The following is a 24469-nucleotide window of genomic DNA, read 5'->3' as shown; positions in this document are numbered from 1 at the left end:
TCCCACACAGGTCGCAGGCTCGGGAGCGACGACCATCTGGACTGTCGGTGGCTCTTGCTCTACTGGCTCCATGACGTTCTCGGACACGCTCGACGAGCTGGGTGAGGGTGACTTCCTCGACCTGGTGGAGTCGCGTGCGCGCGCCCAGCGTGAGGCCGACGTCGACGTGCTGCGGCTGGCCTTCCACTGGGCGGTGCGGCATCCGGCCGACCGGTTGGACCCGGTCGAGTCGGCCAGGCCCGGCCGGGAGAAGGCTCGGGCGTTCGGCGGCGACGGGACACCGCTGGTGGCGGAGTTCGCCGCGGCCTCGTTCGGGGCACGTGTCGGGATCTCCCCGAGCGCGGCGCGCGGTCTGATGGCCGATGCGCTCGACCTGGCGCACCGTATGCCGCTGTTGTGGGCGCGGGTGGAGGCGCTGGAGGTGAAGGCTTCCTATGCCCGGTTCGTCGCCCGCCAGACCCGCCAGCTGACCAGGACCCAGGCGGGGTACGTCGACGGGCGGGTCCACGAGGTGGCCGACGGCCGGATCGCCTGGACCCGGTTCGAGGAGGTCGTGAAGGGCGCGGTCGTCGCCGCTGACATCGATGCCGCACGGGCGCGCGAGGAGGCCGCCAGCCGCGCCACGTTCGCGAAGCGGACCAAGGGTGACGCCCACGGGATGGCCACCTTCATGGTCCGCGCCGACGTGGCCACGGTCGCGCAGCTCGACCATGCCGTGACGACCGTCGCCGGCCGGTTGGACGAGACCGCGGGCGAGACGGTCGACGAGCGGCGGGTCACCGCGCTGCTCCACCTGCTGACCGGTCACCAGGGCCTCGACCCGGCCACCGGTGAGCCGCAGACTCTGCCGTCGCAGCGGCTGCTGCCGAAGGCGACGCTCTACGTCCACACCTACCTCGGTCCCGACGCCCCCGGGATCGCCCGGATCGAGGGCCACGGGGCGGTCACCGAGGCATGGCTGACCCGCGTGCTCGGGCCACGAGCCGCGATCAAGGTCCAACCGGTGCTCGACCTGGCCGGACAGGCCCCGGTGGACGCCTACGAGATCCCCGAGCGACATCGCCGGGCCGTGCGCCTGATGACGCCGGCCGACTGCTTCCCCTACGCGTCCCATCTCGACGGTCCCGACGGGCCCTTCGAGACCGACATCGACCACACCCGGCCGTGGGACCCGGGATCAGACGAGCGCGGGCAGTCGGCGCTCGGCAACTACGGCCCCCTCACCCGCCTGCACCACCGCGTCAAGACCCACGGCGGGTGGGACGTCCGGCAGCCGTTCCCTGGCATCTACCTGTGGCGCGAGCCCGACGGGCAGATCTACCTCGTCGACCACACGGGGACGCGCGTCGTCCACCGCCCGGGGCTGCCCCGCGTCGAGGTCGACTTCGTGCTGACGGCGTGAGGCTCAGGTGGCGACGACGATGTCGGCGTGGTCGCGGGTGGACAGCGCGTCGAACAGCACGACCTCGTCGGCAGCCCACTGGTCCCAGTACGGAGCGAACGCCTCGCCATCTCGCGAGAGCCCCCGCTCACGGCGTACGTCGCGGGGCGCCTCCAGCCACACCAGGGCGCTGACCCACGGCGCGATGGCGGGCGACCACGAGCCGACGCCCTCCAGCACCAGCAGTCCGCCGGGCGCGACCTCGTGCCACTCCGCCCACCGCGACGCATGCCAGTCCCATCGCCGCCAACGACCGGGACGGCCCGACCCGAGCGGCTCGACCAGCGCGCCCACGGCGCGCGCGAGCCCAGGCAACCCGCGCCAGCCCTCCAGCAGCTCGTCGGTGTGCACGACGACCGCGTCGCGCCGGCGCTCGGCGATCCGATCGGCCAGCGTCGTCTTGCCGGAGCCGGCCGGGCCGTCGACGCAGACGAGATGGCCCCCGCCGAGCGCGGGGCGTCGGTCGTCCAGCAGGGCGAGGACGTCCGCCGCGGGATCAGAAGGCGTGGCCATGGCCGCGATAGGTCGTCGCCTCGCCGACGAGCCGGTCGGCCGCCAGCAGGTGAGCCCGCGTGGCGTGCTCGAACAGCTCGCCCGCCTTCGCGTGACGGAACCACACCAGGTCGCCGATGCCCAGCATCGCCGCCGCGGCGCCTGTCAGCGGCGTCTGCACCTCGCCGGCTCCCTCGAGCGACGTGAGCGCTAGCCCCGCCGGCGCCCAGGGGAGGGGCAGCCGGTCGCGTCCGGCCGCCCCGGAGGCGACCAGGCCGCCGCCGTGCACGGTGACGATCCCCTCCCGCGGCCGGCGCGTGACCGGCACGCCGAAGAACGCGGCGGGCCGCGGCGTGAAGGACCGGTAGTGGTCGAACAGCCCCGGCACCAGCAGCCCCGAACCCGCGGCCACCTCGGTGACGACCGGGTCGGCCCCGGACTCGGCGACGGAGCCGGAGCCGCCCGCGTTCCAGAACTCCAGCTCGGTGAGCTCCCCGAGCGCGGCCGCGACGGCGGCGCGGCGGTCGGTCAGCTGGGCCAGCGAGAGCCGCTTGAGCCGACGTACGACGGCCGAGCGGGCGCGCTGACCGGGCACGTCGTCCGGTACGCCGGCCACCTGGCCCTCGTAGGTCATCACCCCGACCAGCCGGAACCCCGGCCGGTCGACCACCTGCCGAGCGAGCGCCAGGACGTCGTCCACCGCGGCCAACGGGGAGCGTTTCGGACCCACGTGCTGCCCCGCCCATCGCAGGCCAGCGTCGACGTCCAGCGCGACCCGGACCGGGACGGCCGTCGAGGAGCGCACCGAGTCGACGACGTCGAGGTGCGCCTCGTCGTCGACCATGAGCGTGATCCGGGAGGCCGCCGAGGGGGAGGAGACCAGCCGCGTCAGCGCTGCCCGGTCCACGCTCGGGTAGGCCACCACGATGTCGTCGCTCACGCCCTGCTCCTCCAGCCAGAGCGCCTCGGCGACGGTGAAGCCGAGCACCCCGGCGAACCCGGGCCGTGCCAACGCCCGGCGGATCAGGTCCGGGACCCGCAACGACTTCGACGCGACGCGGATCGGGACCCCGCCGGCCCGCTGCGCCAGAGCGCCGGCGTTGGCGTCGAACGCGTCGAGGTCGACCACCATGAGCGGCGTGGGCAGCGGCTCCGGGTGGGCAGCCACGGCACCGTTGAGCCGGTGCCAGAGCCGGTCGCGCTGCTGCAGCATCACGTGATGCCCCGTCGCTTGAGCAGCTCCTCGATCTCGGTCAGGTCCGGGTCGCCGGCGGTGATCGCCGGGTCGCCGGCGGCCTTGCGGACCGGCTTGCGGACCGGCTTGCTGGCCGGCTCGCGCGCAGGCTTGCGCGTCGGCAGCCGGCCGGAGACCAGGAACAGCAGCGCCGAGACCGCGGCCAGGCCCAGGCCGACCCAGACCAACGGGTTCCAGACGAACGACGCGGCCCAGTCCGTGACCGCGTCGGCGATCCGGCCCACCATCCGCAGCGTGCGGGTGAAGTACGCCGCCGGCACGAGCAGTGTCGCGGCCAGCCAACGGACCCCGCTGCGCGGGCCGCGCCGGCGGAAGGCGAGCCAGGTCCCGGCCGCCCCGAGCACGGTGAGGGTCAGGGCGAACACGCCCCACGTCGCGGAGTCGAGCATGCCTGGAGTCTGGCACGGCGCCGGTTTGGTCCCGTACGCCCGCCACATGCGAGCATTCCGGGGATGTCCGAGCACACTCCCGCCGACTCCCCGGCCGAGGCGCGCCGGCTCGCCGGCCCCGGTTTCGCCGGTGACACCGGCGAGGCCGACGCGGCCGTGACGCGCGCGCTCGCGGAGCTCGAGGCGGGCACCGGCGGCTATCCGGCCGCGCTGGCCGCGCTCGTGCGCAGCCGGCTGCTGGTGCCGGTGGTCGCCGTCCTCGGCGAGGTCGAGTACGAGGACACCCCTGACGGGCGCAGCCTGGCCCACGACAAGACCAGTGACATGGCCACGGTTCTGCTGACGGGTGCCGACGGCCGACGGGCGCTGCTCGCGTTCACCTCGATGGACACGCTGCGGGCCTGGCAGGCCGACGCTCGACCCGTGCCGGTGTCGGCGCGCGACGCCGCGCGGGCCGCCGTCCAGGACGGCGCGGAGGCGCTGGTGGTCGACCTCGCGGGCCCGGTCCGGTTCGTCGTGGAGGGACCGGACCTGATCGCGGTGGCCGAGGGCTGGCAGCTGGTGCTGCTGGCCGACGATGCAGCCGGCGATGCAGCCGGCGACACGAGCGGCAACACGACCGGCGCGGCTTGGATTCGACCCGGCGAGGAATGAGCCGGTACGCTCCGGTGTTGACCGATCAGACCGTCCTACCTGTCCGCAGGTTCGGCGGTCGGATCCACAAGCGGAAGGCACTACTGCCGTCCCACCCGCATCGACCGCCGCAACACCACAGGTCGTCGGGTCCGGTCACGGAGCAGCCCGGCGTACGCGCCGTCTCTGCGCCGAGGGCGTCCCCACGGTGGGGACGGCACTGACTGGCTTCCGCTTGCGCCAAGCGGGAGCCTTCTCGCATTTCCGGGCCAGTGTGCACGTGGCCCGGGCTGCACGGAGGCCTCCGGACTCACTGACACTGGAGGACACATCAGCACCGAGCTGCGTATCAACGACCGGATCCGGGTTCCCGAGGTCCGCCTCGTTGGACCGAATGGAGAGACCGTCGGCATCGTCCCGACGGCTGACGCGCTGCGCCTGGCCCAGGAGGCCGACCTCGACCTCGTCGAGATCGCCCCGCAGGGCAAGCCGCCGGTCTGCAAGCTCATGGACTACGGGAAGTTCAAGTACGAGAACGCCCAGAAGGCCCGTGAGGCGCGCCGGAACCAGACGAACGTGATCATCAAGGAGATGAAGCTTCGTCCCAAGATCGACTCGCACGACTACGAGACCAAGAAGGGTCACGTCGTGCGGTTCCTCAAGGCCGGCGACAAGGTCAAGATCACCATCATGTTCCGCGGCCGCGAGCAGCACCGCCCGGAGCTGGGCTTCCGGCTGCTGCAGAAGCTGGCCGAGGACGTCGCCGAGCTCGGGTTCGTGGAGTCCTCGCCCAAGCAGGACGGCCGCAACATGATCATGGTGCTCGGCCCGAACAAGAAGAAGGCCGACGCCAAGCAGGACCACGCCGCCGCGAAGGCCGAGAAGGCCGCCGAGCGGGAGGCTGCCGAGGCCGCCGAGCGGGCCGAGCGCGAGGCCGCTGCCGCCGCCGGCCCGGTGGCGCAGAAGAAGGAGCGTCGTCGCTCCGAGAACCTCGATCCCGAGATCGACGCCTGAGACCACGAGACCACGAGATAGAGAGACGAGAGAGATGCCGAAGAACAAGAGCCACTCCGGTGCCGGCAAGCGCTTCCGCGTGACCGGCTCCGGCAAGATCCTTCGCGAGAAGGCCGGCAAGCGCCACAACCTCGAGAAGAAGGCCTCGAAGGTCACCCGCCGCATGACCGGCACCGTCGAGCTGGCCAAGGCCGACGTCCCGCGCGCCAAGAAGCTGCTCGGCCGCTGACCACCTCCGGCCCCCGTCGGACCCCAGACTTAACGCATTCAAGGAGTTAGAAGATGGCACGCGTCAAGCGCGCAGTGAACGCGGCGAAGAAGCGTCGGACCACCCTCGAGCGCGCCAGCGGCTACCGCGGCCAGCGCTCGCGCCTCTACCGCAAGGCCAAGGAGCAGGTCACCCACTCGCTGGTCTACAGCTACAACGACCGGCGCAAGAACAAGGGCAACTTCCGTCGCCTGTGGATCCAGCGCATCAACGCCGCGGCGCGTGCGCAGGGCCTGACCTACAACCGCTTCATCCAGGGCCTCAACCTGGCCGGCGTCGAGGTCGACCGCAAGATCCTCGCCGAGCTCGCCGTCAACGACGTGGCCGCGTTCAACGCGCTCGTCGAGACCGCGAAGGCCGCGCTGCCCGAGGACGTCAACGCCCCGGCGAACGCCTGAGGATGAGCCTTCCCCTTTCCGCGGGCAACGCCCGTGTGAAGGAAGCACGCAAGTTGAGCCGCCGCTCGGTCCGCACCGAGCGGCGGCTCTTCCTTGCCGACGGCCCGAAGGCCGTCGAGGGCGCGCTCGGCGTGCCCGGCTGCGTGGTCGAGGTCTTCGCCACGCCGAGCGCCGCCGAGCAGTACGCCGGGCTGCTAGCCACGGCGACCGTCACGCTCGTGGAGGACCGTGCGCTCCAGGCGCTCTCCGACAGCGTCACCCCGGCCGGCGTCGTCGCGCTGTGCCGGTTCCTCGACGTGCCGCTGGCCGACGCCGTCACCGGCACGCCGCTGGTCGCCATCGCGGCCGACGTGCGCGACCCCGGCAACGCCGGCACGGTGATCCGGTGTGCCGACGCGGCGGGCGCCGGGGGCGTCGTGCTGGCCGGTGACGCGGTCGACCTCTACAACCCCAAGACGGTGCGGGCCTCGGTCGGCTCGGCCTTCCACGTGCCGGTCGCCGTCGAGCGGGATCCGGCGGCCGCCGTACGCGCCGCTCAGGCCGCCGGCCTCATGGTGCTCGCCGCCGACATGGACGGCGTCTCGCTCTTCGACTCCGACGAGGTGCTCACCCAGCCGACGGCCTGGCTGCTCGGCAACGAGGCCTGGGGGTTGCCCCCGGAGCTGCGCGAGCTGGCCGACCACGTGGTCTCGATCCCGATCTACGGCCGCGCCGAGAGCCTCAATCTCGCCACCGCCGCCGCCGTGTGCCTCTACGCCAGCGCCCGCGCGCATCGGGTCACTCGCTAGATTCGGGGACATGCCCCCGCACGCCGTCGACGCCCTCCCCGACGGCGTTGTCGTGGCCGACGGCACGGGAGCCGTGGTGCTCATCAACGAGCTCGCCCGGCGGATGTTGGGGCTCGGCCCCGACGACGGTGTCGGCCGGCCGCTCGCGGAGGTGCTGCAGCTGCAGGACACCGAGGGCCGCGAGTGGTGCGCGCAGAATCAGCCGTACGGCGGCCTGGCGACCCGCAGCGGTGTCCCCGAGCAGGCCTGGCAGCTCCCCGACGGCACCGAGGTGCTCACCACGGCCCGCATCCACCGGGCCGGCCGGGGCGGCCCGGTGACCACCGTGGCCGTGGCGCTGCGCCCCGGGCGGGGGCGGGCCCGACTGGACCGTGAGCGCTCGGACCTCGTGGCGACGGTCGCCCATGAGCTCCGCTCGCCACTCACCGGCGTGAAGGGCTTCGTGCAGGCGCTGCTCAACCGGTGGGACAAGCTCAACGACGACCAGAAGAAGCTGATGCTGACGACGGTCAGCTCCGACTCCGACCGGCTGAGCCGGCTCATCGCCGAGCTGCTCGACGTCGCGCGCATCGACACCGGCCGGCTGCAGCTCCACGCCCGACCGGTCGACGCCCGGATGCTGGTCGCGCGCGTGGTGGAGTCGGTGCAGGCCGCCACCTCACGCGCCCTCGAGCTGACCGTGGCCGACGAGGTGCCGGCGGTCCACGCCGACCCCGACAAGTTCACGCAGGTCGTGACGAACATGGTCGAGAACGCCGTGCGTCACGGCGACGGGACCGTGCGGGTCAGGCTCCAGCGCACCCGGCCCGACCACGAGGTCGACGGCGTCCAGGTGGTCGTGGACGACGAGGGCGAGGGTATCCCGGTCGACCTGCGCCGGCGCGTGTTCACGAAGTTCTGGAGAGGCGGGGCGCGGGGCGGCTCGGGCCTCGGGCTCTACCTCGTCGGCGGGCTCGTGAAGGCACATGGCGGCACCGTGGAGATCGACGACGCCCCCGGTGGTGGTGCCCGGGTCTGCGTGAGCTGGCCCGCAGCGGACCAGCTCGACTAGGACTGGGTCGCCAGACTCGCACTCCGATGTCGGGACCGTCGGACCAAGGCGATCCGCCGCCGCCCTAGACTGAGGCCCGCACGTCACCTGCTGGGAAAGGCTCCCCATGTCCGGCCCGAACACCGACTACGACCCCGTGGAGGTCTCCACCTTGCAGCCGGAAGAGGTCCAGGGCGCCGTCGACGCGGCCCTGGCGGCCATCGCGGCGGCAGGTGACCTCGACGAGCTCAAGCAGGTCCGCCTGGCCCACGCCGGGGACCGGTCGCCGCTCGCCCTGGCCAACCGGGAGATCGGCGCACTGCCCCCGCAGGCCCGCAAGGAGGCCGGCCAGCGCATCGGCCAGGCCCGGGGCGCCGTCGCCAGGGCGCTCGCCGAGCGGCAGGCCGTGCTCGAGGCCGAGCACGAGGCCCGGATGCTGGTGGAGGAGACCGTCGACGTCACGCTGCCGGTCGACCGCCGGCCCGCGGGCGCCCGGCACCCGCTCACCACGGGCGCCGAGCTGATCGCCGACATCTTCGTCGCGATGGGCTGGGAGGTCGCCGAGGGCCCCGTCATCGAGGCCGAGTGGCTCAACTTCGACGCCCTCAACCTCGGTCCGGACCACCCGGCCCGCACCATGCAGGACACCTTCTGGACCGAGCCGGCCGAGGACCACGTGGTCCTGCGCACCCACACGAGCCCGGTCCAGGCGCGCACCATGCTCAGTCGTGGGGTGAGCGAGGACGCCCCGATCTACGTCGTCTGCCCCGGCCGGGTCTTCCGCACCGACGAGTACGACGCCACCCACAGCCCGATGTTCCACCAGGTCGAGGGCCTTGCCGTCGACGAGGGCATCACCATGGCCCACCTCAAGGGCACCCTGGACCACTTCGCCACGCAGATGTTCGGCGAGGGCATCACGACGCGGTTCCGGCCGTCGTACTTCCCCTTCACCGAGCCGTCGGCCGAGGTCGACCTGGTCTGCTTCGTGTGCCGGGGCGTGGACTCGGACTCGTGTCGCACCTGCCGCGGCGAGGGCTGGATCGAGTGGGGCGGCTGCGGCATCGTCAACCCGCGGGTGCTGCGCGCCTGCGGCATCGACAGCGAGCGCTACTCCGGCTTCGCCTTCGGCATGGGCATCGACCGCACCCTGATGTTCCGCCACGGTCTGGAGGACCTGCGCACGCTCTTCGAGGGCGACGTCCGTTTCACCACTGCTTTCGGAAGCGAGCTGTAAGAGATGAAGGCCCCCGTCTCCTGGATCAGGGAGTACGTCGACCTCCCGGCCGACCTCACCACCGAGGCGCTCACCGACCGGCTCACCGCCCTCGGCCTCAAGCTCGAGGCCCTCGAGGCCGCCGGCGCCGGCATCGAGGGCCCGCTGGTGGTCGGCCGGGTGCTGACCAAGCAGCCCGAGCCGCAGAAGAACGGCAAGGTCATCAACTGGTGCACCGTCGACGTCGGCGACGCGAACGGAACCGGTCAGCCGCAGGGCATCGTCTGCGGCGCGCACAACTTCGAGCCGGGCGACAAGGTGGTCGTGATCCTGCCCGGGGGCGTGCTGCCCGGCGACTTCCGGATCTCCGAGCGCAAGACCTACGGCCACCTCTCGGCCGGCATGATCTGCTCCGCGCGCGAGCTCGGCATCGGCGAGGACCACGACGGCATCATCGTGCTGCCGCCGGACGCCCCCGAGCCGGGTACCGACGCCCGCGGCGTCCTCGGCTTCGGCGAGGAGGTCATCGAGTTCGAGATCAACCCCGACCGCGCCTACGCCCTCTCACTGCGGGGGGTGGCCCGCGAGGCCGCTCTCGGCTTCGACGCGCCGTTCCGCGACCCCGCCGTACGCCGGGTGCCCGAGCCCGACGGCCGCGCCTGGGAGGTGCAGGTCGCCGACCCGGTCGGCTGCCCGGTCTTCGCAGCCCGGCTCGTGAGCGGCTTCGACGCCTCCGCGCCCACGCCCGACTGGATGGCCACGCGGCTGGAGCAGGCGGGCATGCGCTCGATCTCGCTCGCCGTCGACGTCACCAACTACGTCATGCTCGAGCTCGGTCAGCCGATCCACGGCTACGACGCCGACAAGGTCCAGGGTGCGCTGCGGGTGCGCCGTGCCGAGCCGGGGGAGAAGCTCACCACGCTCGACGACGTCGTCCGGGAGCTCTCCGAGGAGGATCTCGTCATCGTCGACGACTCCGGCCCGATCGGCCTGGCGGGCGTGATGGGCGGCGCGTCGACCGAGATGTCGGAGACCACCACCCGGGTGCTGGTCGAGGCGGCGCACTGGGACGCGACCTCGATGTTCCGCACCGGCCGGCGTCACAAGCTCACCTCCGAGGCCGGCAAGCGCAACGAGCGCGGCGTGGACCCGCTGCTGCCCGGCGTCGCCGCGGACCGGGTCGTCGAGCTGCTCGTCGAGCTCGGCGGTGCGAGCGCCGAGCCCGGCTTCACCCTCGTCGGCGAGGCGCCGGGCCCGGCGACGATCACCATGCCGTCGGACCTGCCGGCCCGGATCAGCGGCATCGCGATCGAGGACGCGACGACGATCGCCCATCTCGAGGCGATCGGCTGCCGCGTCGCCGTCGAGGGCGACACGCTGACAGCGCAGGTTCCGGCCTGGCGGCCGGACCTCACCGACCCCTACGACCTGGTCGAGGAGGTCGTCCGCATCGTCGGCTACGACCGGGTGCCCTCGGTGCTCCCGCGCCGCGCCACCGGGCGAGGGCTGACCCGCGAGCAGCGGCTGCGCCGCCGCGTGGGCCGGACCCTGGCCGGGGCGGGCCTGGTCGAGGTCGTCAGCTTCCCGTTCGTCGGCGACGACGCCTGGGACGCGCTCGGCCTGCCAGCGGACGACCCGCGCCGCAACGCCGTACGGCTGGCCAACCCACTCTCCGCGGAGGCTCCCTCCTACACGACCACGGTGCTGCCGGGTCTCCTGGAGGCCGCCGGGCGCAACCTCGGGCGTGGGGCCGCCGGCGTGGCGCTCTTCGAGACCCAGACCGTGGCGAGGCCCGCCGAGGGCGCGGCCCCGATCTACGGCGTCGACCGGCGCCCGACCGACGCCGAGCTGGAGGTCCTGCTCGGGGCGATCCCGGTGCAGTGGAGCGAGCTGGGTGTCGTGCTGGCCGGGGAGCAGGAGCGCGCCGGCTGGTGGGGTCCCGCGGCCGACGCGGGCTGGCAGGACGCCCTCGCGGTGGTCGACCGGCTGGCGGCGGAGCTCGGTGTCGAGATCGCCGTCGCGTCGGCGTCCGTCATGCCGTGGCACCCCGGCCGGTGCGCCCGGGTCAGCGCCGGCAACACCACGCTCGGCTTCGCCGGCGAGCTGCACCCGAACGTGTGCCGCGCCTACGGCCTGCCGGCACGCAGCTCGGCGGTCGCCATCGACCTCGACACCCTGATCGCGCTGGCGCCCACGGTGGTCCGCGGCCCCGAGTTCTCGACCTACCCCGTGGCGAAGGAGGACGTCGCGCTCGTGGTCGACGACACCGTCACGGCGGCGGCCGTCGCCGCGGCGCTGCGCGAGGGTGCCGGCCCGCTGCTGGAGTCGGTCCGGCTCTTCGACGTCTACGCCGGTGAGCAGATCGGCGCCGGCAAGAAGTCGCTCGCCTTCGCCCTGCGGTTCCGCGCCCCCGATCGCACCCTGGCCGAGGGCGAGTCCGGCGCTGCCCGCGATGCCGCCGTGGCCCGTGCCGCGGAGCTCCTCGGCGCCGTCCAGCGCTGAGGGCCTGCTGTCGCCCGCGACGTGTCACGGTGACACTCCAAAGTGTCACCGTGACACTTGGCGTCCGGAGTGACCCTTTGGACTGTCACTCTCGGCGCAAACTGTCACGGTGACAGTTTGCGGGCGGCCGGTACGCCAGCTCGCGGCCCGCTGCGCCCAGAAAAGCGGACAGCCCCTGTCCGTGGCCTGTGTCACGCTGGCGATGTGACGGAGATGATCAGAGCCGAAGGGCTCGTGAAGCGATTCAAGGAGGTCGAGGCGCTCAGCGGGCTCGACCTCGTAGTGCCGGAGGGGAGGGCGCTCGCGCTGCTCGGGCCCAACGGCGCCGGCAAGACCACGGCGGTGCGGGTCCTGACCACGCTGCTGCGGCCCGATGCCGGGAGCGCGACGGTGGCCGGCGTGGACGTGCTCGGCGACCCGGCCGGTGTCCGGGCGAAGATCGGCCTCTCGGGGCAGTACGCCGCCGTCGACGAGCACCTGACCGGCTACGAGAACCTCGTCATGGTCGGTCGGCTCTACCACCTCGGCCGGGCGCGATCGCAGCAGCGGGCGCGTGAGCTGCTGGAGCGCTTCGACCTCGCCGACGCCAGTGACCGGCCGGCCAAGACCTACTCCGGTGGCATGCGGCGGCGGCTCGACCTGGCCGGCGCCCTGGTCGCCGCGCCACCGGTGCTGGTGCTCGACGAGCCCACGACCGGTCTCGACCCGCGCAGCCGCCAACAGATGTGGGACGTCATCCGCGAGCTCGTGACCAGCGGCGCGACCCTGCTGCTCACGACGCAGTACCTCGAGGAGGCCGACCGGCTGGCCGACGAGATCCTCGTGATCGACAAGGGCCGGGCCATCGCCCAGGGCACCGCCGACGAGCTCAAGGCCCGCACCGGCGGCGAGCGCATCGAGGTCGTCCTCACCGACGCAGCGGACCGCGAGACGGCCGAGCGGGTGCTGCGGGAGGTCTCGGTGGACGGCGTCCGCGTCGGCGAGAACGGCCGCGAGCTGACCGTCGCCGCCGGCGGGCAGGGTGCGAGCGACCTGCTGCGGGTGCTGCAGGGCTTCGAGCGGGAGCGGGTCGCGGTCTACGACGTGGGCCTGCGCCGCCCCACCCTCGACGACGTCTTCCTCACCCTGACCGGCCACCAGGCCCAGGCCGAGGAGACCCGCTCCGAGCAGGAGGTGACCGCATGAGCCACGTGCTCAGCGACGGCTGGGTGGTCGCCCAGCGCAACCTGGTGAAGATCAAGCGCGTCCCCGAGGTGCTGGTCTTCGTCCTGGTCAGTCCGATCATGTTCGTGCTGCTCTTCGCGTTCGTCTTCGGCGGCGCGATCGCTCCGCCGGGCGCGGTCGACTACAAGGAGTGGCTGATCTGCGGCATCTTCGCCCAGACGGTCGTGTTCGGCGCGACCTTCACCGGCGCCGGGCTGGCCGAGGACATGCAGAAGGGCATCATCGACCGGTTCCGGTCCCTGCCGATGTCCAGCTCCGCGGTGCTGGTCGGCCGCACCACCTCCGACGTGGTCTACAACGTGCTCTCGCTGCTCATCATGGGCATCACCGGCCTGCTGGTCGGCTGGCGGATCCGGGAGAGCCCGCTGGAGGCGCTTGCCGGCGTGGCGCTGCTGCTGGTCTTCGCCTATGCGATCAGCTGGGTGATGGCGTACGTCGGCCTGCTGGTCCCGAGCGTCGAGGTCATCAACAACGCCTCGTTCATCGTGATCATGCCGCTGACGTTCGTGTCGAACGCCTTCGTGCCGACCGAGTCCTTCAGCGGCGTGCTGCGGCACATCGTGGAGTGGAACCCCGTCTCCACGCTGACCCAGGCCTCGCGTGAGCTGTTCGGCAACACCGGTGGCGCCGCGGCGACCGACGCGTGGTCGATGCAGCACCCGGCGCTCTACACCCTGCTGTGGATCGCGCTCATCCTCGCGGTGTTCGTCCCGCTGTCGGTGCGCCAGTACCGCAACTCGGCCAGCAAGTGAGCGCGTCCGGTCAGGTGATCGGCTGGTTCACGCACGCGCGGAACCGGTCGTAGACCGACCGGTCGCCGCTCACCGTGACGGCCTCGTCGCCGCCGCGGCGCCACAACCAGGCGTCGAGGGCAGCGGCGGGGCCGCTCACGACCACGTCGGGCTCGGTGCCCGGATCGGCCACCACGCTGACGTCCTCGGTGTCGTGCGCCGTGCCGTCCGGAGCGGTGCCGGTGAACCGGCCGAGCTGGACCCAGACCGATGCGCCCACGTCGACGCTGTCCACCCGGACGTGGTGGGGGAGCGGTGCGAACGAGCCCCACGGCGGCGTACCGCCGAACATGACGTCGAGCGCCTCGTCGACGCCGTCGGCGGCCAGCGCCGGGTCGAGCGGTGTGAGGGCACCGACGGTCAGCTCGGCGTCGATGCGGTGCACGAGCGCCTCGTGCGCCTGGCGGCGGAACGTGAACCCCACGGTCTGCTCCGCCGCCCAGCTCCAGGCGGCCTCGGCGGGATCCGCGCCCGCCAGGGCGGCCACGAACGCGGCGTTGGTGGCGTCGAAGAAGGACAGCAGGTCGGCGTAGGACTCCGGGCGCTCGGCCTCCTGGTAGCCGTCGGGCGCCTCGGGGCGGTGGCGGACCACCCAGTTCCAGAAGTGCTGGACCTCGCCGCCGAGGTGCCACAGCAGGTCGGCCGCGGTCCACTCCGGGCAGGACGGCACCGGAGCGTCCGGGTCGCAGGCGGCGAGTGCCGCACGGAACCGGGCGGACTCGGAGCGGATATGGTCGAGGTAGCCGCCGGCGGAGAGTCGGGTCACCCGCGCACGGTAGTGCGAGGGCCGGTGCCGCGGCGACACGATTCCGGGGTGCCGGGCAGATCCATACATGGACGTGTATAGTCATGCATATGACGAAGAAGCGGGTGGCGGTCGCCGGAGCGAGCGGGTACGCCGGAGGCGAGCTGCTCCGACTGCTGCTCGCGCATCCCGGCGTCGAGATCGGCGCGCTGACGGCGGCCTCGAACGCCGGCCAGCCGCTCGGCGGCCTGCAGCCGCACCTGCTCCCGCTGGCCGACCGGGTGCTGGAGCCGACGACGCTGGAGGTGCTCGCCGGGCACGACGTCGTGTTCCTCGCCCTGCCGCACGGCCAGTCCGGCGAGATCGCCGCGGCCCTGCCCTCGGAGACGATCGTCATCGACTGCGGTGCCGACTTCCGGCTCGCCGACGCCGCCGCGTGGGAGCGGTTCTACGGCAGCGACCACGCCGGCACGTGGCCCTACGGCCTGCCCGAGCTGCCCGGACAGCGGGCGCGGCTGACGGGCGCGAGCCGGATCGCGGTACCGGGCTGCTACCCGACCGTCTCGACGCTCGCACTCGCGCCCGCCATCGCGGCCGGCGTGGTCGAGCCCGACGTGGTCGTCGTCGCCGCCTCCGGCACCAGCGGCGCCGGCAAGGCCGCCAAGCCGCACCTGCTCGGCAGCGAGGTGATGGGCAGCACCAGTGCGTACGGCGTCGGCGGCGTGCACCGCCACACGCCCGAGATCACCCAGAACCTGTCGGGGCTCGGCACGCACCCGGTGACCGTGAGCTTCACGCCGATCCTGGTCCCGATGCCGCGCGGCATCCTCGCGACCTGCACCGCGAGGCTGGTCGACGGCGTCAGCGAGGCCGACGTCCGGGCGGCGTACGCCAAGGCGTACGGCGAGGAGCCCTTCGTCCACCTGCTGCCCGAGGGGCAGTGGCCCCAGACCAAGTCGGTGACCGGCTCCAACGCGGTGCACCTGCAGGTCGCAGTCGACCACGACGCGCACCGGCTGGTCGCGGTCGGGGCGGTGGACAACCTCACCAAGGGCACCGCCGGCGCCGCCGTGCAGTGCATGAACCTCGCGCTCGGCCTCGACGAGGGCACCGGACTGACGACGATCGGACTCGCACCGTGAAGCTGAACCAGTACCCGGAGACCCTCGCCGTCGTCCGGCTCGGGCCAGGCGCGACCGTGCCGGCCTGGGCGGAGTCGTCCTCGATCTTCTCGGTGACGGCCACGGCGACCGAGACCAGCGTCGTGTGCGCGGCGCGCAGCGTCCCGAAGAAGTCGGTCCACCAGCGCCCCTTCACCGCCTTCGCGGTCGAGGGACCGCTCGACTTCGCGCTCACCGGGGTGCTCGCGGGACTGTTGACGCCCCTGGCGGAGGAGGAGATCAGCGTGTTCACGCTCTCCACCTTCGACACCGACTGGATCCTGGTCCCCGCGGGCGACGCGGAGCGGGCGGCGGAGGCCTGGCGACGATCCGGGCACACCGTCGAGCCAGCCGTTCCCGTCGTACCGAAGGACAACAAGAAGTGAGCATCACCCACCCCCAGGGCTTCACCGCCGCCGGCGTCGCCGCGGGCCTCAAGGCCAGCGGCAGCAAGGACGTCGCCCTCGTCGTCAACACCGGACCGCGCTTCGACGCGGCCACCGTCTTCACCGCCAACCGCTGCAAGGCCAACCCGGTGCTGTGGAGCCAGGAGGCCGCCAAGGACGGCGTGGTCAAGGCCGTCGTGCTCAACTCCGGCGGCGCCAACTGCTACACCGGCCCGGAGGGCTTCCAGACCACCCACCAGACCGCCGAGCGGGTCGCGGACCATCTTGGCATCGGCGCGATCGACGTCGTCGTCTGCTCGACCGGCCTGATCGGCCTGCTCAACGACCGTGACGCGCTGCTCGCCGGCGTCGATGCCGCGGCGGCGGCGCTCGCCACCGACGGCGGCCTCGCCGCGGCCGAGGCGATCATGACCACCGACACGGTCAGCAAGCAGGTCGTGGTCGAAGGGGACGGCTGGTCGGTCGGCGGCATGGCCAAGGGCGCCGGCATGCTGGCGCCGGCCCTCGCCACCATGCTCGTGGTGCTCACCACCGACGCCGTGGCGTCCAGCGAGGACCTCGACACCGCGCTGCGGGCCGCGACCCGGGTCTCCTTCGACCGCTTGGACTCCGACGGCTGCATGTCGACCAACGACACGGTCGCGCTGCTGGCCAGTGGCGCCAGCGGCGTCGCGCCGAGCCTGGAGGAGCTCACCGCCGCGCTCACGCAGGCGTGCACGGACCTCGCGATGCAGCTGCTGGCCGACGCCGAGGGCGCCGACCACTCCATCGCCATCACCGTGGTCAACGCCGCCAGCGAGGACGACGCGGTCGAGGTCGGCCGGAGCATCGCGCGCAGCAACCTGTTCAAGGCCGCCATCTTCGGCAAGGACCCCAACTGGGGCCGCATCCTCGCCAGCGTCGGCACCACGCAGGCGGCCTTCGACCCGGCCGACCTCGACGTCGCGCTCAACGGAGTCTGGGTGTGCCGGGGCTCGGTCCCGGCCGAGGACCCCGCCGGGATCGACCTCGGCCCCCGGGACGTGACCGTCACCGTCGACCTCAAGGCCGGCGACGCCACCGCCACGATCTGGACCAACGACCTGACCCACGCCTACGTCCACGAGAACAGCGCCTACAGCTCATGAGCCACGAGACCACGACCCAGCTCGCCACCAAGGCCGTCGACGACCGCGAGGTCTCCCGGAGCAAGGCGGCGACCCTCGCGGCCGCGCTGCCGTGGCTGAAGAAGTACAACGGCAAGGTCATCGTCATCAAGTACGGCGGCAACGCGATGACCGACGAGTCGCTGAAGGTCGCCTTCGCCGAGGACATCGCGTTCCTGCGGCTGGCCGGCTTCAAGCCGGTCGTCGTGCACGGCGGCGGACCGCAGATCTCGCGCATGCTGGACCGGCTCGGGATCGAGTCGGAGTTCCGCGGCGGCCTGCGCGTCACCACGCCGGAGGCGATGGACGTGGTCCGGATGGTGCTGGTCGGCCAGGTGCAGCGCGAGCTGGTCGGCCTGCTCAACCAGCACGGTCCGCTGGCCGTCGGCCTCTCGGGCGAGGACGCCGGCCTCTTCACCGCGATCCCCGCCAACACGATCGTGGACGGCGAGGAGGTCGACCTCGGCCTCGTAGGGGAGGTCTCCGAGGTCCGGCCCGACGCGGTGCTGGACCTGATCGAGGCGGGCCGCATCCCCGTGATCTCCAGCGTCGCCCCCGACGCCGACGGGCAGGTGCACAACGTCAACGCCGACACCGCCGCGGCGGCGCTCGCCGTCGCGCTCCAGGCCGAGAAGCTGCTGGTGCTCACCGACGTCGAGGGCCTCTACCGCGACTACGGCAACAGCGACGACGTCATCGGGGAGATCGGTCCCGAGGCACTCGCCGAGCTGATGCCCAGCCTGGCCAGCGGCATGGTGCCCAAGATGGCGGCCTGCCTGCAGGCGGTGCAGGGTGGCGTTCCCCGCGCGACCGTCGTCGACGGCCGTGAGGAGCACGCCGTGCTGCTCGAGATCTTCACCGACGAGGGCATCGGCACCCAGGTGCTTCCCGGGGTGGAGACCAAGATCCGGAAGGCGGTCCAGAAGTGAGCGACCTGACCAGCCGCTACGGCAGCGCCGTGATGAACACCTTCGGGCCGCCCAAGCTCGTCCTCGAGCGCGGCCGCGGCGCCCACGTGTGGGACGAGGACGGCAAGGAGTACGTCGACTACCTCGGCGGCATCGCCGTCAACGCGCTCGGCCACGGCCACCCGGCCCTCGTCGAGGCGGTCACCGCGCAGCTGCAGACGCTGGGCCACGTGTCCAACTTCTTCGCCAGCCGGCCGCAGGTCGAGCTGGCCGAGAAGCTGCTGACCCTCGTCGGCGCCCCGGGCAAGGTCTTCCTCACCAACTCCGGCACCGAGGCCAACGAGGCCGCGCTCAAGCTCACCCGCCGCACCGGCCGCACCCACCTCGTGGCGATGGAGGGGTCCTTCCACGGCCGGTCGATGGGCGCGCTGGCGCTCACCGCCAAGGAGGCCTACCGCGCCCCGTTCGAGCCGCTCCCCGGCGACGTCACCTTCGTGCCGTACGGCGACGCGGGCGCCCTCGCCGCGGCGGTCAGCGACCGGACCGCGGCCATCGTCATCGAGCCGATCCAGGGTGAGGCCGGCGTCGTCGTACCCCCGGCCGGCTTCCTCGCCGACGCCCGGCGCATCGCCGACGAGCACGGCGCGCTGCTGTGGCTCGACGAGGTGCAGACCGGCATGGGCCGCACGGGCCGGTGGCTCGCGCACACGCCCAGCGGCATCACCCCCGACGTCGTGACGCTCGCCAAGGGGCTCGGTGGCGGCTTCCCGATCGGTGCCTGCGTCGGCCTCGGTGCAGCGGCCGACCTGCTGCAGCCGGGCAACCACGGCACCACCTTCGGCGGCAACCCCGTGGCCTGCGCGGCCGCCCTGGCCGTGATCGGGACGATCGAGACCGACGACCTGCTGCACCGAGCCACGGTCGTGGGCGAGAAGCTGCGCGACGGCCTCGCCGCCGATGCGCGGGTCGTCGAGGTGACCGGCGAGGGGCTGCTGATCGGGGTCGTGCTCAGCGAGCCGCGGGCGGAGGCGGTCGCGGCGGCGGCGCTGCGCGCCGGCTTCATCGTCAACAACGCGACGCCCACGCGGATCCGGCTCGCGCCGCCGCTCGTCCTCACCGACGACGACGTCGCGGCACTGCTGACGGCGTGGCCGGGCATCCTCGAGGAGGCGTACTGATGCGGCACTTCCTGCGCGACGACGACCTGACGGCCCAGGAGCAGGCCGCCGTCCTCGACCTCGCCGCCCAGCTCAAGGCCGAGCCGTTCAGCCGGCAGCCGCTGGCCGGGCCGCGCACGGTCGCCACCATCTACGACAAGCAGACGCTGCGCACGCAGTCGTCCTTCTCGGCCGGCATCGCCGAGCTCGGCGGCCATCCGATGCAGGTCGATGGCAGCCTGGCGGGCATCGGCGTGCGCGAGTCGGTCGCCGACGTGGCGCGGGTGCTCGGCCGGCAGGCCAGCATGATCGTGTGGCGCACCTACGAGCAGGCCAAGCTGGAGCAGATGGCGCAGTACGCCGGCGTGCCCGTCGTCAACGCGCTCTCCGACGACTTCCACCCCTGTCAGCTGCTCGCCGACCTGCTCACCGTGCGCGAGCACAAGGGCACACTCGCAGGGCTGCGGGTCGCCTTCCTGGGCGACGGGGCCTGCAACATGGGCAACTCCTGGATCCTGGCCGGTGCCCTGGCCGGCATGGAGGTCGTGATCGGCGCGCCGAAGGGCTTCGCCCCGAGCGACGCGATGTTCGCGCGCGCCGCCGAGCTGGGCGCGGCCACCGGCGGGAGCGCCCGCTGGGAGCCCGACCCGGTCGAGGCCGTCGCCGACGTGGACGTCGTCGTGACCGACACCTGGGTGTCGATGGGCAAGGAGGACGAGGCCGCGGACCGGCTCGCGGTCTTCGGCGGGTACGCCGTGACGCCCGGGCTGCTGCAGCACGCGAAGCCCGACGCGATCGTGATGCACTGCCTGCCGGCGTACCGCGGCAAGGAGATCGCCGCCGAGGTCATCGACGGTCCGCGCAGCGTCGTGTGGGACGAGGCCGAGAACCGCCGTCACGCACAGAAGGCGGTGCTGGCGTTCCTGCTCGAGCACACGGAGCTGCCGCGATGACGGAGTCCGCCCTGCGCCCGGCCACCAAGAACGCCCGGCACCGGCTCATCACCGAGCTGGTGACCGGACACGAGGTCCGCTCGCAGACCGAGCTCGCCGACCTGCTGGCCGAGCGCGGCGTCCACGTCACGCAGGCGACCCTGTCGCGGGACCTCGTCGAGCTGGACGCCGTCAAGGTCCGCGCGGTCAGCGGCGTGCTCGTCTACGCGCTGCCCGGCGAGGGCGGTGACCGCCGCCCCGTCGCGCCGGGGGAGTCGTCCGCGGCCCGGCACCGGCTCGCCCGGCTGTGCAGCGAGCTGCTCGCCAGCGCCGACGCCAGCGCCAACCTCGTCGTCCTGCGCACGCCCCCCGGGGCGGCCCAGTTCCTGGCCTCGGCCGTGGACAAGGCAGAGTTCCCTGACATCCTCGGCACCATCGCCGGTGACGACACCGTGCTCCTCATCGGCCGTGATCCCCAGGGCGGCGACGATCTCGCCCGCCGCTTCCTCGCCCTCGCCCAGCCGGCCGAGAACCACGACCCCGAGCCCAGCTCCCCGAACAGCCAGAACCAGGAGACGTAACCCCGCATGAGCAAGGTCCTGACCTCCCTCCCGAAGGGCGAGCGCGTCGGCATCGCCTTCTCCGGAGGCCTCGACACGTCCGTCGCGGTCGCCTGGATGCGCAGCAAGGGCGCGGTGCCCTGCACCTACACCGCCGACATCGGGCAGTACGACGAGCCGGACATCTCCGGCGTCCCCGGCCGCGCGAAGCAGTACGGCGCGGAGATCGCCCGCGCGGTCGACATCAAGCCGCAGCTGGTCGAGGAGGGACTCGCGGCCCTGGCCTGCGGCGCGTTCCACATCCGGTCCGCCGGGAAGGCCTACTTCAACACCACGCCGCTCGGCCGTGCCGTCACCGGCACCATGCTGGTGCGGGCGATGCACGAGGACGACGTCAACATCTGGGGCGACGGCTCGACGTACAAGGGCAACGACATCGAGCGGTTCTACCGCTACGGCCTGATGGCCAACCCCGAGCTGCGCATCTACAAGCCGTGGCTCGACGCCGACTTCGTCGCCGAGCTGGGCGGGCGCCACGAGATGAGCGAGTGGCTCAAGGCCCACGACCTGCCCTACCGCGACTCGACCGAGAAGGCGTACTCCACCGACGCCAACATCTGGGGGGCGACCCACGAGGCCAAGACCCTGGAGCATCTCGACGTCTCCCTGGAGACGGTCGAGCCGATCATGGGCGTGAAGTTCTGGGACCCGAGCGTCGCCATCGAGACCGAGGACGTCGCCGTCACGTTCGAGGCCGGCCGCCCGGTCGCGATCAACGGGCGCACGTTCCCGGACCCCGTCGCGCTGGTACTCGAGGCCAACGCCATCGGCGGTCGCCACGGCCTGGGCATGTCCGACCAGATCGAGAACCGGATCATCGAGGCGAAGTCCCGGGGCATCTACGAGGCACCCGGCATGGCGCTGCTCTTCGCGGCGTACGAGCGGCTCCTCAACGCGATCCACAACGAGGACACGCTGGCGAACTACTACGCCGAGGGACGCAAGCTCGGTCGGCTGCTCTACGAAGGCCGTTGGCTCGACCCGCAGGCGCTCATGCTGCGTGAGTCCATCCAGCGCTGGATCGCCTCGCTGGTGACCGGAACGGTGACGCTGCGGCTGCGCCGGGGCGACGACTACACGATCCTCAACACCGAGGGCCCGCACTTCTCCTACCACCCCGAGAAGCTCTCGATGGAGCGCGTCGAGAACGCCGCCTTCGGTCCGACCGACCGGATCGGCCAGCTCACGATGCGCAATCTCGACATCGCCGACTCCCGGGCCAAGCTCGAGATCTACGCCGGCCAGCCGCTGGACCAGGGCACGGTCCTGGTCGAGCACGGCACGCTGTTCGGGGAGCTGCCGGCCGGCGGGTTCGACCGGATCGCGGTCAGCGCCGACGTCGACGCGGATGTCGAGGCCGCCGCCGAGGAGGCCGCGATGGAGCTCGGGACCGACTGATGGCCGAGCTGAGCACGGGCACCACGGGCGAGGGCAAGCTGTGGGGCGGCCGGTTCGCCGGCGGCCCCTCGGCCGAGCTGGAGGCGCTGTCCCGGTCGACGCACTTCGACTGGCGGCTGGCGCTCTACGACATCGCCGGGTCGCACGCCCACGCCAAGGCGCTGGGGGCGGCCGGGCTGCTGACGGCCGAGGACGAGGCGACGCTCCACCGCGGCCTCGACGTCCTGGCCCAGCGGTTCACCGACGGCGAGCTCGTCCCGTCGTCCTCGGACGAGGACGTGCACGGGGCGCTCGAGCGGCTGCTGCTGGAGGAGGTCGGCCCCGAGGTGGGCGGCCGGCTCCGCGCCGGGCGCTCCCGCAACGACCAGATCGCGACCCTGTTCCGCTGCTACCTGCTCGACCATTCGCTCACCGTCGGCGGGCAGCTGCTCGACCTCGTCGACGCCCTGGCGGGACAGGCGGAGGAGCACCTCGCCCTCCCCGGCGGGCCCAGCATCATGCCGGGGCGCACCCACCTCCAGCACGCCCAGCCGGTGCTGCTCAGCCACCATCTGCTGGCGCACGCCTGGGCGCTGCTGCGCGACGTCGACCGGCTGGCCGACTGGCGCCGGCGGGTGGAGGGCGACTCGCCGTACGGCTCCGGGGCCCTGGCCGGCCAGAGCCTCGGCCTGGACCCGCAGCTGGTCGCGCGCGAGCTCGGGTTCACCGGCTCGACGGCCAACTCCATCGACGGCACGGCCTCGCGCGACTTCGTCGCCGAGTTCGCCTACGTCTGCGCCCAGGTCGGCGTCGACGTGAGCCGGATCGCCGAGGAGATCATCCTGTGGGCGACCAAGGAGTTCGACTTCGTAACGCTGCACGACTCCTGGTCGACCGGGTCGAGCATCATGCCGCAGAAGAAGAACCCCGACATCTCCGAGCTCGCCCGCGGCAAGTCCGGGCGGCTCGTCGGCAACCTGACCGGACTGCTGACCACGCTCAAGGCCCTGCCCCTGGCCTACAACCGGGACCTGCAGGAGGACAAGGAGCCGGTCTTCGACTCGGTGGACACCCTGGAGGTGCTGCTGCCGGCGTTCACCGGCCAGGTGGCGACGCTGGTCTACAACACCGAGCGGATGGCGGAGCTCGCGCCGCAGGGCTTCTCGCTGGCCACCGACATCGCCGAGTGGCTGGTGCGGGACGGCACGCCGTTCCGGGTCGCCCACGAGCTGGCGGGTGCCTGCGTGCGGGCCGCCGAGGCGCGCGGCGTCGAGCTGGCCGACCTGACCGACGAGGAGTTCGCCGCGATCTCGCCGGCGCTCACCCCACAGGTGCGGCTCGTGCTCACCGCCGAGGGCTCGGTCGCCTCCCGTGACGGTCGTGGCGGCACCGCCCCCGCCCGGGTCGCCGAGCAGCTCTCCGAACTGCGCGAGCGGGTGGCGTCGTACCGCTCGACGTTGGCCCCGGCGGCGAACGGGTAACAGCACTCCCATGGAGCTCGAGGAGGCGCTGGCGGGACCTGTCGAACAGGTCGCGCCGCGCCTTCTCGGCGCTTTCCTGAGCCACGCCGGCGTGACGGTGCGGCTCACCGAGGTCGAGGCGTACGCCGGCGCCGACGACCCCGGCTCCCACGGCTACCGGGGTCGCACCGCCCGCAACGCCGTCATGTTCGGACCGCCGGCCCGCCTGTACTGCTACTTCACCTACGGCATGCACGTGTGCGCGAACGTCGTCGCCGGCACCGAAGGGATCTCGAGCGGGATGCTGCTGCGCGCCGGCGAGGTCGTCGACGGCCTCGACCTCGCCCGGTCCCGCCGGCTCGGCTCGACCGACCGCGACCTAGCGCGCGGCCCGGCGCGGCTGTGCCGGGCGCTCGACATCTCGCTCGACATGAACGGCACCGACCTACGCCCGGGCGACCCGGTCCGCCTGGAGCTCGGCGCGCCGGTGGACGACTACTCCTCGGGCCCACGGGTGGGGCTTCGCGGCGCACCCGAGCGGCCGTGGCGGTTCTGGGTGACGGGCGACCCGACAGTGTCCGTCTACCGGCCGGCGAAGGGCGTCGTCCTCCCCAGCGCACCCCCGATTTGATGCCCCCGGTGCCGGTGTGTACTGTTCTTCCTGTCGCCGCGAGCGGCTCCCAAACCCGGCTGAGAGGCCAAACGGTCCTGGGTGAAGCGCGCGCCGACAACCGGCTCCCGGGCCATCACAACGAGGCGGTCACGCCAAGTTGACCGGGCCGAGAGAAACCGGTAAGTTTCTGCAGGTTGCCCCGCAGGGGAGAGGCCAACAGCCTCGAGCCGTGGTGCGCGTGTGATTCTTGAGAACTCAACAGTGTGTCAAATAGTCGACGAATTAGTTTGTTATGCCCCGTCGACCATGAAGATGGTTGATGGTTTCTTTGACAGATGATTCTGGCAGTTACCCAGGCCTTTGGGTCTGGGTGTGTCAGTGATCTCCTTGTCAGGCATCTCTTTTTCCATGCACGTGAGTGTGTGGGTGTTGTTTTCAACGGAGAGTTTGATCCTGGCTCAGGACGAACGCTGGCGGCGTGCTTAACACATGCAAGTCGAGCGG

General features: G+C 72.3%; 25 protein-coding genes and 1 rRNA gene. 22 read left to right on the top strand and 4 right to left on the bottom strand.

The annotated features are described in order from the left end of the window. Positions 1-70: 70 nt before the first annotated feature. Entirely contained in the window at positions 71-1402 is a 1332-nt protein-coding gene (locus VGE38_RS10295; protein WP_331142448.1) for a hypothetical protein, read from the top strand. A 3-nt stretch (positions 1403-1405) separates the two neighbouring features. Here the strand turns inward: VGE38_RS10295 and VGE38_RS10290 are convergent, their stop codons facing one another. The 3 genes from VGE38_RS10290 to VGE38_RS10280 are packed head-to-tail and all read right to left on the bottom strand — an operon-like array spanning position 1406 to position 3577. Then, on the bottom strand, positions 1406-1954 hold the full coding sequence (locus VGE38_RS10290) for a nucleoside/nucleotide kinase family protein (RefSeq protein ID WP_331142447.1): 549 nt from the start codon (positions 1952-1954) through the stop codon (positions 1406-1408). Next, complete coding sequence (locus VGE38_RS10285) at positions 1938-3146, bottom strand: amino acid deaminase/aldolase (RefSeq protein WP_331142467.1); 1209 nt, start codon at positions 3144-3146, stop codon at positions 1938-1940. Before VGE38_RS10285 ends, VGE38_RS10290 begins: the two co-directional genes overlap by 17 nt. Continuing rightward, positions 3146-3577 (bottom strand): hypothetical protein, encoded by a 432-nt coding sequence (locus VGE38_RS10280; RefSeq protein WP_331142446.1) that lies wholly within the window; start codon positions 3575-3577, stop codon positions 3146-3148. The genes VGE38_RS10285 and VGE38_RS10280 overlap by 1 nt, the downstream gene beginning before the upstream one ends. 63 nt (positions 3578-3640) lie before the next feature. Here VGE38_RS10280 and VGE38_RS10275 point away from each other — a divergent pair, with 63 nt between their 5' ends. The 10 genes from VGE38_RS10275 to VGE38_RS10230 all read left to right on the top strand — a co-directional run bounded on the left by VGE38_RS10275 (position 3641) and on the right by VGE38_RS10230 (position 13402). After that, positions 3641-4231: an SseB family protein gene (locus VGE38_RS10275; RefSeq protein WP_331142445.1), complete on the top strand. Its 591-nt coding sequence runs from the start codon at positions 3641-3643 to the stop codon at positions 4229-4231. A 24-nt stretch (positions 4232-4255) separates the two neighbouring features. Next, positions 4256-5224, top strand: coding sequence for a translation initiation factor IF-3 (gene infC / locus VGE38_RS10270; RefSeq protein ID WP_331142466.1), 969 nt, complete (start codon positions 4256-4258; stop codon positions 5222-5224). Positions 5225-5258: 34 nt separating this feature from the next. Further along, positions 5259-5453 (top strand): 50S ribosomal protein L35, encoded by a 195-nt coding sequence (rpmI, locus tag VGE38_RS10265; RefSeq protein ID WP_331142444.1) that lies wholly within the window; start codon positions 5259-5261, stop codon positions 5451-5453. Between the two features lie 53 nt (positions 5454-5506). Continuing rightward, positions 5507-5890 (top strand): 50S ribosomal protein L20, encoded by a 384-nt coding sequence (rplT, locus tag VGE38_RS10260; protein ID WP_331142443.1) that lies wholly within the window; start codon positions 5507-5509, stop codon positions 5888-5890. 2 nt (positions 5891-5892) lie between these two features. Then, positions 5893-6678, top strand: a complete 786-nt coding sequence (locus VGE38_RS10255) for a TrmH family RNA methyltransferase (protein WP_414690931.1) — start codon at positions 5893-5895, stop codon at positions 6676-6678. Between the two features lie 10 nt (positions 6679-6688). Next, complete coding sequence (locus tag VGE38_RS10250; RefSeq protein ID WP_331142441.1) at positions 6689-7729, top strand: sensor histidine kinase; 1041 nt, start codon at positions 6689-6691, stop codon at positions 7727-7729. Positions 7730-7835: 106 nt separating this feature from the next. After that, complete coding sequence (pheS, locus tag VGE38_RS10245; RefSeq protein ID WP_331142440.1) at positions 7836-8945, top strand: phenylalanine--tRNA ligase subunit alpha; 1110 nt, start codon at positions 7836-7838, stop codon at positions 8943-8945. Positions 8946-8948: 3 nt separating this feature from the next. Beyond that, positions 8949-11426, top strand: a complete 2478-nt coding sequence (gene pheT / locus VGE38_RS10240) for a phenylalanine--tRNA ligase subunit beta (RefSeq protein WP_331142439.1) — start codon at positions 8949-8951, stop codon at positions 11424-11426. A 213-nt stretch (positions 11427-11639) separates the two neighbouring features. After that, positions 11640-12611: an efflux ABC transporter ATPase subunit, DrrA-related gene (locus VGE38_RS10235; RefSeq protein WP_331142465.1), complete on the top strand. Its 972-nt coding sequence runs from the start codon at positions 11640-11642 to the stop codon at positions 12609-12611. Then, entirely contained in the window at positions 12608-13402 is a 795-nt protein-coding gene (locus VGE38_RS10230) for an ABC transporter permease (protein WP_331142438.1), read from the top strand. The genes VGE38_RS10235 and VGE38_RS10230 overlap by 4 nt, the downstream gene beginning before the upstream one ends. Positions 13403-13412: 10 nt before the next feature. On the opposite strand, the gene VGE38_RS10225 is transcribed toward VGE38_RS10230, so the two are convergent. Beyond that, on the bottom strand, positions 13413-14207 hold the full coding sequence (locus VGE38_RS10225; RefSeq protein ID WP_331142437.1) for a maleylpyruvate isomerase family mycothiol-dependent enzyme: 795 nt from the start codon (positions 14205-14207) through the stop codon (positions 13413-13415). Positions 14208-14290: 83 nt separating this feature from the next. Here VGE38_RS10225 and argC point away from each other — a divergent pair, with 83 nt between their 5' ends. From argC to VGE38_RS10170, 11 genes are all read left to right on the top strand, one after another. Next, on the top strand, positions 14291-15328 hold the full coding sequence (gene argC, locus VGE38_RS10220; protein WP_414690930.1) for an N-acetyl-gamma-glutamyl-phosphate reductase: 1038 nt from the start codon (positions 14291-14293) through the stop codon (positions 15326-15328). Further along, positions 15325-15732, top strand: coding sequence for an ACT domain-containing protein (locus VGE38_RS10215; protein ID WP_331142435.1), 408 nt, complete (start codon positions 15325-15327; stop codon positions 15730-15732). Before argC ends, VGE38_RS10215 begins: the two co-directional genes overlap by 4 nt. Next, positions 15729-16880, top strand: coding sequence for a bifunctional glutamate N-acetyltransferase/amino-acid acetyltransferase ArgJ (argJ, locus tag VGE38_RS10210; RefSeq protein ID WP_331142434.1), 1152 nt, complete (start codon positions 15729-15731; stop codon positions 16878-16880). The genes VGE38_RS10215 and argJ overlap by 4 nt, the downstream gene beginning before the upstream one ends. Beyond that, positions 16877-17827, top strand: coding sequence for an acetylglutamate kinase (argB, locus tag VGE38_RS10205; RefSeq protein WP_331142433.1), 951 nt, complete (start codon positions 16877-16879; stop codon positions 17825-17827). Before argJ ends, argB begins: the two co-directional genes overlap by 4 nt. Beyond that, positions 17824-18984, top strand: coding sequence for an acetylornithine transaminase (locus VGE38_RS10200; protein WP_331142432.1), 1161 nt, complete (start codon positions 17824-17826; stop codon positions 18982-18984). The genes argB and VGE38_RS10200 overlap by 4 nt, the downstream gene beginning before the upstream one ends. Continuing rightward, positions 18981-19916: an ornithine carbamoyltransferase gene (gene argF, locus VGE38_RS10195; protein ID WP_331142464.1), complete on the top strand. Its 936-nt coding sequence runs from the start codon at positions 18981-18983 to the stop codon at positions 19914-19916. Before VGE38_RS10200 ends, argF begins: the two co-directional genes overlap by 4 nt. Beyond that, entirely contained in the window at positions 19913-20476 is a 564-nt protein-coding gene (locus tag VGE38_RS10190) for an arginine repressor (protein WP_331142431.1), read from the top strand. The genes argF and VGE38_RS10190 overlap by 4 nt, the downstream gene beginning before the upstream one ends. 6 nt (positions 20477-20482) lie before the next feature. Then, positions 20483-21913: an argininosuccinate synthase gene (gene argG, locus VGE38_RS10185; RefSeq protein WP_331142430.1), complete on the top strand. Its 1431-nt coding sequence runs from the start codon at positions 20483-20485 to the stop codon at positions 21911-21913. Further along, positions 21913-23373: an argininosuccinate lyase gene (argH, locus tag VGE38_RS10180; protein ID WP_331142429.1), complete on the top strand. Its 1461-nt coding sequence runs from the start codon at positions 21913-21915 to the stop codon at positions 23371-23373. The genes argG and argH overlap by 1 nt, the downstream gene beginning before the upstream one ends. A 10-nt stretch (positions 23374-23383) precedes the next feature. Continuing rightward, entirely contained in the window at positions 23384-23983 is a 600-nt protein-coding gene (locus tag VGE38_RS10175) for a DNA-3-methyladenine glycosylase (protein WP_331142428.1), read from the top strand. Positions 23984-24400: 417 nt separating this feature from the next. Further along, positions 24401-24469 (top strand): 16S ribosomal RNA (locus tag VGE38_RS10170); the annotation flags it as partial.

This window comes from Nocardioides sp. (assembly GCF_036405735.1).
GTDB lineage: Bacteria > Actinomycetota > Actinomycetes > Propionibacteriales > Nocardioidaceae > Nocardioides.
This window is presented reverse-complemented; position numbering and strand designations above follow the sequence as displayed.